This window comes from Shewanella sp. SG44-6 (assembly GCF_014164185.1).
Lineage (GTDB): Bacteria > Pseudomonadota > Gammaproteobacteria > Enterobacterales > Shewanellaceae > Shewanella > Shewanella vesiculosa.
Map to the genome: position 1 here is coordinate 1 of NZ_JACJER010000226.1, position 3181 is coordinate 3181.

Sequence of the window (3181 nt, forward strand, 5' to 3'; positions counted from 1 at the left end):
GTGAAACTCATTTGGGTTGTATGGTTAAGTGACCAAGCGTATACGGTGGATGCCTTGGCAGTCAGAGGCGATGAAGGACGTAATAACTTGCGAAAAGCGTTGGCGAGCTAGTAATAAGCATTTGAGCTAACGATATCCGAATGGGGAAACCCACATGCATAAGCATGTATCACAACATGAATACATAGTGTTGTGAGGCAAACCCGGGGAACTGAAACATCTAAGTACCCGGAGGAAAAGAAATCAACCGAGATTCCCCTAGTAGCGGCGAGCGAACGGGGATTAGCCCTTAAGTCTATGGGGTGTTAGTGGAATGAGTTGGAAAGCTCAGCGGCACAGGGTGATAGCCCCGTACACGAAAACTAACCATAGATGAAAACGAGTAAGGCGGGACACGTGACATCCTGTTTGAATATGGGGGGACCATCCTCCAAGGCTAAATACTCCTGACTGACCGATAGTGAACCAGTACCGTGAGGGAAAGGCGAAAAGAACCCCTGTGAGGGGAGTGAAATAGAACCTGAAACCGTGTACGTACAAGCAGTGGGAGCGGTTCTTGAGACCGTGACTGCGTACCTTTTGTATAATGGGTCAGCGACTTACATTTTGTAGCGAGGTTAAGCGAATAGCGGAGCCGTAGGGAAACCGAGTGTTAACTGCGCGTTTAGTTGCAAGGTGTAGACCCGAAACCGAGTGATCTAGCCATGGGCAGGTTGAAGGTTGAGTAACATCAACTGGAGGACCGAACCGACTTATGTTGAAAAATGAGCGGATGACTTGTGGCTGGGGGTGAAAGGCCAATCAAACTCGGAGATATCTGGTTCTCCTCGAAAGCTATTTAGGTAGCGCCTCGAGCGAATACCATTGGGGGTAGAGCACTGTTAAGGCTAGGGGGTCATCCCGACTTACCAACCCTTTGCAAACTCCGAATACCAATGAGTACTACTCGGGAGACAGACAGCGGGTGCTAACGTCCGTTGTCAAAAGGGAAACAACCCAGACCGTCAGCTAAGGTCCCAAAGTGTATGTTAAGTGGGAAACGATGTGGGAAGGCTTAGACAGCTAGGATGTTGGCTTAGAAGCAGCCATCATTTAAAGAAAGCGTAATAGCTCACTAGTCGAGTCGGCCTGCGCGGAAGATTTAACGGGGCTAAACATACCACCGAAGCTACGGGTGCATTTCATTAGAAGTGCGCGGTAGAGGAGCGTTCTGTAAGCGGTTGAAGGTGAAGGGGTAACCCACACTGGACGTATCAGAAGTGCGAATGCTGACATGAGTAACGATAAAGGGAGTGAAAAACTCCCTCGCCGGAAGACCAAGGGTTCCTGTCCAACGTTAATCGGGGCAGGGTGAGTCGACCCCTAAGGTGAGGCCGAAAGGCGTAATCGATGGGAAACAGATTAATATTTCTGTACTTCCGCTAACTGCGATGGAGAGACGGAGAAGGCTAGGCTAGCGCGGCGTTGGTAGTCCGCGTTTAAGGTGGTAGGTTGAATTCTTAGGCAAATCCGGGAATTCGTACTTTAATGTACAGGCTGAGAGCTGATGACGAGTCACTAAGGTGATGAAGTAGTTGATGCCATGCTTCCAGGAAAATCTTCTAAGCTTCAGGTTAGCGGGAATCGTACCCCAAACCGACACAGGTGGTCGGGTAGAGAATACCAAGGCGCTTGAGAGAACTCGGCTGAAGGAACTAGGCAAAATGGTACCGTAACTTCGGGAGAAGGTACGCTCCTGTTGGTGATGAGACTTGCTCTCTAAGCTGACGGGAGTCGCAGATACCAGGTGGCTGCAACTGTTTATCAAAAACACAGCACTGTGCAAAATCGCAAGATGACGTATACGGTGTGACGCCTGCCCGGTGCCGGAAGGTTAATTGATTGGGTTATCTTCGGAGAAGCTCATGATCGAAGCCCCGGTAAACGGCGGCCGTAACTATAACGGTCCTAAGGTAGCGAAATTCCTTGTCGGGTAAGTTCCGACCTGCACGAATGGCGTAATGATGGCCACGCTGTCTCCAGCCGAGACTCAGTGAAGTTGAAATTGCGGTGAAGATGCCGTATACCCGCGGCTAGACGGAAAGACCCCGTGAACCTTTACTATAGCTTGGCACTGAACATTGAACCTACATGTGTAGGATAGGTGGGAGACTTTGAAGCTTGGACGCTAGTCTGAGTGGAGTCAATCTTGAAATACCACCCTTGTAGTTTTGATGTTCTAACTCTGGCCCCTTATCGGGGTTGAGGACAGTGCCTGGTGGGTAGTTTGACTGGGGCGGTCTCCTCCCAAAGAGTAACGGAGGAGCACGAAGGTTGGCTAAGTACGGTCGGACATCGTACGGTTAGTGCAATGGCATAAGCCAGCTTAACTGCGAGACATACACGTCGAGCAGGTACGAAAGTAGGTCATAGTGATCCGGTGGTTCTGAATGGAAGGGCCATCGCTCAACGGATAAAAGGTACTCCGGGGATAACAGGCTGATACCGCCCAAGAGTTCATATCGACGGCGGTGTTTGGCACCTCGATGTCGGCTCATCACATCCTGGGGCTGAAGTCGGTCCCAAGGGTATGGCTGTTCGCCATTTAAAGTGGTACGCGAGCTGGGTTCAGAACGTCGTGAGACAGTTCGGTCCCTATCTGCCGTGGGCGTTGGATGATTGAGGGGAGCTGCTCCTAGTACGAGAGGACCGGAGTGGACGAACCGCTGGTGTTTGGGTTGTCATGCCAATGGCATTGCCCAGTAGCTACGTTCGGAATCGATAACCGCTGAAAGCATCTAAGCGGGAAGCGAGCCCCAAGATGAGTCATCCCTAGAGCTTTAAGCTCTCTAAAGGGCCGTAGGAGACTACTACGTTGATAGGCAAGGTGTGTAAGCGTTGTGAGGCGTTGAGCTAACTTGTACTAATGACCCGTGAGGCTTAACCATACAACCCAGATGGGTTTTACTGATACGACTTAGTGTTAGAATGAAGCGCTTAAGCAGTGCGAGAGACTCAATAAAGCAATCAGCTTTCCGAATTATTATTTAATGCAATATACTGCGTTAGATAAACAAAATTTGTCTGGAAACCATAGAGCTGTGGCACCACCTGATCCCATTCCGAACTCAGAAGTGAAACACAGTATCGCCGATGGTAGTGTGGGGTCTCCCCATGCGAGAGTAGGTCATTTCCAGGCGCC

The 3181-nt window shown here is 50.2% G+C and carries 2 rRNA genes; both read left to right on the forward strand.

Going from position 1 to position 3181, the window contains the following annotated elements:
• The first annotated feature begins 22 nt into the window (after positions 1–22).
• Positions 23–2927 (forward strand): 23S ribosomal RNA (locus H5185_RS21530).
• Positions 2928–3062: 135 nt separating this feature from the next.
• Positions 3063–3178 (forward strand): 5S ribosomal RNA (gene rrf / locus H5185_RS21535).
• The last annotated feature ends 3 nt before the right edge of the window (positions 3179–3181 follow it).